Annotated in this window: 1 protein-coding gene; it reads left to right on the forward strand. The window is 40.3% G+C overall.

The genetic code is table 11. From position 1 onward, the window contains the following. Positions 1-262: 262 nt before the first annotated feature. Positions 263-7,701 (forward strand): DUF7507 domain-containing protein (locus tag MM214_RS12270; protein ID WP_241295868.1); only part of this gene is annotated, 7,439 nt, incomplete at its 3' end.

Raw genomic sequence — 7,701 nt, forward strand, 5'->3', positions numbered from 1 at the left:
AATAGAAAGTTACAGTTATGAGTTAGGGGCTTGTAATTATTGTTAACTAGCTTTCTAATTATGAAAAATTATATACTGGCAAATCCTAAGATTGACTTCAGAGGATACAATTATATTTTTGAAAAATCCACATTTGCTTTTTCAATTTTTATAATTGTATGTATACAGTTTGTCAATTTGTTCTTTTCAAGGATGAACTCAACTTCTTTCCTTAAATCTAGAGTTGATGAAGCTTTTTTTGAACTTTTATACTGGGGAAATCATGGTTAAAAATTTACAAGACATCCAATTTTCACCCGTTAGTAAGTCTTTTATGGAGAATTTTATTTCCCAATTTTTTATTTTAATAGGTAGAACCCCTTTGACTAAGTTGGCTTTTACCTTGGTTTTTTTGATCGGGTTTTTAGGCAAAGTACAGGCAGCCTGTACTGTACCTTCAGACATGACTCAAACGCAGTTTATTACTTTCTTAAATAATAACCAGGCTACCTGTGATGGTACTGTAATAATACCAAATGGTGTGCTCATTACATTAGGCTCAACCATTACTGTGCCTAGTCATATCCAAACTATCATCATAGAAGATGGTGGGCGGATCCTATGGTCATCCAATAACGTAGACCTCATTTTACCTCAGAATACAGCTATCATTATTGAAAATGTCTCCAATATTGGTACACAGACAGGTGCTATAGGGTCCACCACAAGTACCTGTTCCAACAATAGGAGAATAGTTATAGGAAATATACAATATGCTTCGTGTACTGGTGGAGGGAATGTCTGCCTTGTTTTTGCTGACTTGATTCAGCAAGGGGGTACCCCTCGAATAGAAGCGGATGTAACTGTCTTTGGAAATTCGGGAAACAAACTTTGCGTTGGGGAAGCGAGTTTGGATGCGGTCATTACAGGATTACCGCCTGGTGTGAGTCCTTCAAGCTATGCATGGACCCAAACTTCCGGACCTGCTTCGGCAACTTTTTCCAGTCCAAGTACTCAGGCTACTGATGTTACGGCGAATGTACCTGGTGATTATATATTTAGATTGACCATTGAAATTCCGCTAGGTCCATCTGGGAGCTGCGCTACCCAGGCGGCGACAGTTTTTTCAGAAATTGAATTGAGTTTTTTACCTTTTGCTCCAGATGTAACCGATACACAAAATGAAATCTACTGTTTAGGTTCAGGTACCTTAGGCTATACTGTTACAGCTGATCCAGGATATTCTCTACTATATTATGATTCAGAAACATCAGATACTCCTCTGGCAGAGATTCCGACTATTGATACTAATACAGCTTCATTGGGGACATATACTGTTTGGGTATCACAAGTCAATGCAGAAAGTTGTGAGGGGCCAAGATCACCAGTTTCGATTACACTGAATAATTGCGCCTTGTCCATCCTCAAGGAGGTTAATCATGAAGAAATAGATACACCTACTTTATTGGAGTATACCATTACGCTTACCAATTTGGGAAATGTATCACATGAGAATGTTGTTATTTATGATGAGTTGGTGTTTGATGGTATGCCAACTGTGTTAAATCCAGTTTTGGTTTCAGGAGATGGTAATAATAACGGTGTATTGGACGTAGGGGAAGTTTGGGTGTATTCAGTTAGCTATCAAGTCACACAAACAAATATCGATCAGGGGGGGGGCATAACCAATACTGCTACTGTAGCAACTAACCTAGAACTTAGTCAACTGTCTTCTACAGTCAATACTCAAATTAATCAAAGTCCAGCAATTGAAATATTGAAGTCGGCAATTTTTAATGATGAGAACAGTGATACTTTTGCACAGGTTGGAGAAACAATTTCATACACTTTTCAACTTACCAATACTGGGAATGTAACGCTTACCAATGTTTCTTTAGTTGAAGATGCTTTTACAGGTATTGGGACTTTAGGCACTCCTGTATTTGAATCTGCAAGCGAAGGCAGTGCAGAAGGCACTTTGCTGGTAGACGAGTTTGCGACCTACACACTTAGCTATATTGTTCAGCAGGAAGATATAGATGATGGAGTTGTGGTCAACATCGCATATGCTACTGCACAAGCACCAAATGCTAACATCAGAACAGAACAGTGTGACGATGGTCTGAGTACCTGTAATTGTGAGCAGGTTTTGGATTGTGCAGGTGCAGCACGCGTTTTCTTGACTCCATTTAGCCTTACGCTTTCGGGTCGCGTTTTTGAAGATATCAATTATGGCGGAGGTGCTGGAAGAGATTATACCACGGCAAATGCTTCTGCAGTAGCCAGTGGTTTTGCCAATAATCAAATCGCTGTTGAGAATGCTAGGGTAGAATTGTATAACAGCTCTGGAAGTTTTGTCAGCAGTACCTTGACCGATAGTGATGGAAATTATCAATTCCCTATTTCTAGCTCTGGTGATTATACAGTTAGGGTAGCAAGTCAAACAGTGTTATCTCAAAGAGCTGGATCAGTAGCTACACTGCGTGGGGTACAAACCTATAGAACAGATGCATCTTCAGGTACAGCAGTAGCCGATGTAAATAGAGTAGGAGGTGAAAATCCATTGCTAATTGATGCCGCAAATGGTACAACTACTTTAGCAGCACTAACTACTAGTTCAGCTACTGCACAGTCTATTACGCCTGTATCAGTTGTAGCAGCTGATGTTACAAATATTGATTTTGGTTTCAATTTCAATACTATAGTAAATACCACAAACACCGGTCAAGGCTCTTTGCGTCAATTTATTGCTAATGCCAATGCTTTGAGTGTTGCCAATCTTGCTATAGAAGGTCAGCCCGCTGGTAGAGATGTGAGTATCTTCATGATTTCGGACGGTAATGCTGTACCTGGATTAAGGGCTGGATTGCCTAATCAATTGACGGCAGGTGTTGCTGTTATAACCAAAACAGCAGCTCTACCAGATATCACAGGTGATTTTATTAGCATAGATGGTACTACACAAACAGTAAACGTTGGTAATACAAATACAGGTAGCGAAGGATATTCTGGAAATGTGGGTACAGGTGCTGGTATCAGTACCATCAACCAAGTAGATAGACCAGAGGTGGAAGTAAGAAGGCAGTTAGCATCTACAGCAGCTGCGTTTGTTTTTAGAGTAACAGGTTCGGAAACTACCTTCAGAGGCGTAGCCATAAGAAAACCTGATGGGGGATCTAATAATATCGATGGGATTAGGTTTGAGTCAAGTGCTTCGAATGGGCTAGTTGAGCAAAACTTCATTGGTTCCTCTGCTACTAGTTTCTCAGATTCAGGTCTTAATAATCGTTTGAGACAGGGGGTTTGGATCAATGGTTCAACTAACATAGTTGTAAGAAATAATCTAATTGGTCACCTCAACGCATTTGGGGTATATGTTGTAAATTCAGAGAATGCCTTGATTGAAGGAAACTCGATTTTGAATACAGGTATTACTTCACCTGCTTCCAATCCTCAAGAGTCTGTACGTATTTTTGGAGCAGGACCAAATACTGTTAGACATAACTATATTGGACAAACTATATGGGGAAATATTGAGCTTGGCGGTGCTCAGAATGTTGTAATTCATGGTAATACTATTGAGCATGGAATGCAAACTGCTATTTCTGGAGTTATTCCTGCTCAAAATGCAGCAGTTGTAGCGATGGCCGCTAGCGATGTAACCATTTCTAACAATATTATTCGCAATACAGCCAATGGCCATGGAGTTTTAGTTAATTCCCGTACCAATGATACCAACCCTCCAGTTAATGGCGAAAGAATACATATCACTGAAAATAGCATTTACAACAATTCATTGTTGGGAATAAATTTGAACATCTCTGATTTAAATGACGACTCTACCAATGATGAAGTTACACCGAATGATGGCATTAAAAATGTAAACACTGCCAATTCGGGAATGGATTATCCTATTGCTACTACAGCTTTATTAAGTGCCTCCCTAAATCAATTAATTTTAGAAGGATACGTTGGAGACAACCCAGCTGGAAGTACCTTGTTTGCTAATACCAAAGTGGAGGTATTTCAAGCCTTCGAATTTGGGACTATTAATGGGCAAGTTATTTCAGGAGATGGCCTATCTGTGCCGCATGGGGAGGGAAGAACCTATCTAGGCACGCTTACTTCAGATGCAAATGGGTTATTTAGTGGGATACTTTCCGTTTCAGGATTAGCTGTTGGGGATGTAATTACTTTTACTGGGACAGATTTAGATGGGAATACTTCTGAATTTAGTGCAAATATCATCATTGATATCAATAGTATTTTAGCTAATGATGATAACTACGGGCCTTTAAATGGAACAATCGGATCACCTTTAGTTGGAAATGCACTAACCAATGATTTACTGAATGGTAATCCTGTAAGTGTATCTAACGTTTCGGTGAGCGTAGTTACACCAGCGTTTCCTATTGCGGGGGGAGTTGTCCCAACACTTGATACCAATACAGGTAATGTGATTATGCCGGCTGGAACTCCAGCAGGAACATACACAATAACCTATCAAATCTGCGATCAGGTAGAAACCTCGCTTTGCGATATGGCAACCATAACCATTTTTGTTTATGATCCATGTGATATATCTGCCAGCAACCCAGACAGCGATGGAGATGGTGTAAGTGATCATTGTGATTTGGATGATGATAATGATGGTATTACTGACGCAGAGGAAAATGCCTGTTTAGATGATGTGATAGCTGGTTATCCAGCTGGATTTACCATGCTTAGACCATCTGATTTTGGGATTTCTTTTACTGGAACAGAGCAAAACGGATTAAATCTCAGTGGTGATTTTAGCCATTTGTATGGATATGCACCAAATTCAGGAATAATTTTAGTTTCGGTAACAAATGCAAATGTACATCCAACTGCTGATGCATTTTATGTTCGAGGTGATCTTCCTGTAACTGATTGGTCGATTACTGGTCAAGTAAAATCAATTGTTGCTCTGGAACAAGGTCTTGAATATTTCCCTTTTCAAAGGAGAGAAATTAGACTATATAGCAATGAAGCTCAACTTGTAAATCAATCTATCATCAACTCAGGCAACTGGGAGAATGGTTTAGAAGGTAACACTTATTTTCAGTTTAATAATTCAGACGAAGTTTTTGACTTTGAATCAGATAGGCTAGGTGCTGTCCTTTTTACTGCATTATTAGATTATTCTGACAAAAACTTTGGATTTTATACCAATGACGCTACTTCTGATAGATGGAGCACTTACTTTGTGAGGTTCTATCCAGAATGCGATAACGATATGGATGGTATTCCTAATCGTTTAGATTTAGACTCAGATAATGATGGCTGTCCTGATGCAGTCGAATATTATGGTGATATTAACGCAATCGGCTCTGACGGCAATGACTACTACGGTGATGGAAATCCTCCTGCCACAAATCCTGATGGTACCGTAATAGATGCTAGCTATACTGGAAACTATGCAAATGCCCTAACCGCTACTCTAATTGCTGTAGATTCAGAGCCAGCTGATGTTTCTGATTATGTTGGCGCTACGGTTACATTTACTGCTGCAGCCTCTGCTATTAACACCAATACATTTAATTTAGGAACACCAGATTATAATATACCCCCTGCTGTAAATGCAACAGCTGATTTATTGTATCAATGGCAAGTTAGCACCGATGATGGTAACACTTGGACAGATCTTACCAATATTGGTCAATTTAGTGGAGTTGATACCGATGAACTAACTATCCAAAACATAACCTTATCTCAAGATGGACATCTTTTCAGGGTGATTGTTACACATATCAATCGTGTCTGTCCTACCGAATCAATAGCTGGAGAATTAAGTGTGGTTAGGGATATAGAGGCAAATGATGATAATTATGGCCCTATAAGTGGTATTGATGGAGGTACTACCCCTAGTGTTTTGGAAAATGATGTTCTTAATGGAGAACCAGTTAATTTATCGGATGTAGTATTGTCAGTAATAAGTTCTAATCCTGCGTTGACATTAAATCCAGATGGAACTATTACCATTGCTCCTGGAACATCATCTGGAACATACACTTTGGTTTATCAGATTTGTGACAGGTTAGATCCTCCATTGTGCTCCACTGCGACTGCTACAATCACTGTTTATGAATTAGCATGCCCTGAGCCATTAGTGTACCAAGTTATACCATGCTCAGATTCAACTAATGAAGAAGGAGATTCATCTACACATCAAGATTTTGAATTTACCTTACAAACTACTCAAGGCCCGATTTCAGTTTTCTATTCTATTCCAAGAGGTTTTGCAGTTCAGAATTCTTCTTATGAAGAGTTTTCCAATTCGGTAAACAATGGCTCGTTTGCTTCCGTGTTTGATATCGAGTCAGTTACTTTTGAGTTTCTGCCGACAGGAAATAGCAACGAGTATATCAAAGAATGGACGCTGACCGATGAGGCAGGTAATACCTATGTCTGTGAGCAGTTGGTTAGCTTTGACTTTACTTTACCTGAGTTGCAGCAAGTAGGCGAGCCTACAGTGGAGTGTATAGCAAATGAGTCGAACTATACTGTTTCGGCAACTTTTAGTGGTTTTGGCCCATTTGTAGCCACAGGCACAGGAGGTCCAGGTACTTGGACAAACAATGGTAATGGAACACATACTTGGGTCTCTGCCCCAATAGCCTCAGGAACAGATTACAATGTAAGCATCTCAGATGCGGGTAATTGTGCTCCGATTTTAATTTCTGGTGAAGCTCCAGTATGCTGCGTAGGCGAGGTAGTTTGTCCTGAGCCTCTGGTGTATAATGTACTTCCTTGTTCAGGCGAAGGATTGGAAGATGATGGTACCGAATTTGAGTTGGATATTTTTACGGATCAAGGCAGAGTTAGGATTTTTTACACCATTCCAAGTGGATTGGCACCTCAAACATCTTCATATGCTGAGTTTGTTGAAGCAGGGGGAGAGTTTTTATCAGATTGCGGTATTGTGTCAGTTACTTCTGAATATATTTTCATTCAGCAAAATCCTTGGGTTTTTGTAAGAGAATGGACATTGACCGATGAGGCAGGTAATACATATATCTGTGAGCAAGATATAAATTTTAATTATCCACCAAACTTAGCGCAAGAAGGTAGCCTTTCCGCAGAATGTATTGAGAATACACAAACTTATGAGTTGACAGCGACTTTCAGAGGCTTTGGTCCATTTGTAGCCACAGGCACAGGAGGCCCAGGTACTTGGACAGACAATGGTGATGGAACACATACTTGGGTCTCTGCCCCAATAGCTTCAGGAACAGATTACAATGTAAGCATCTCAGATTCGGGTAATTGTGCTCCGATTGCGTTGACGGGGGCTTCGCCGTTCCCATTAGCACCAACAGCAGGAACGGTAACCCAACCAACTTGTGAAGTAGCAACAGGTACGTTCCAAATCACGGATTACGATGCAGATCGCACATACACCTTTAGCCCATCAGTAGTAAGCATATCGGCTACAGGTTTGGTAACAGCGACAGCAGGAACCTACACCTTCACGGTAGACAATGCAGCAGGCTGTACCTCAGAGGCCTCAGAAGCTATAGTGGTGAATGCCCAACCAGCAACCCCATTAGCACCAACAGCAGGAACGGTAACCCAACCAACTTGTGAAGTAGCAACAGGTACGTTCCAAATCACGGATTACGATGCAGATCGCACATACACCTTTAGCCCATCAGTAGTAAGCATATCGGCTACAGGTTTGGTAACAGCGACAGCAGGAAC

This window comes from Belliella kenyensis, from assembly GCF_022549675.1.
GTDB lineage: Bacteria > Bacteroidota > Bacteroidia > Cytophagales > Cyclobacteriaceae > Belliella > Belliella kenyensis.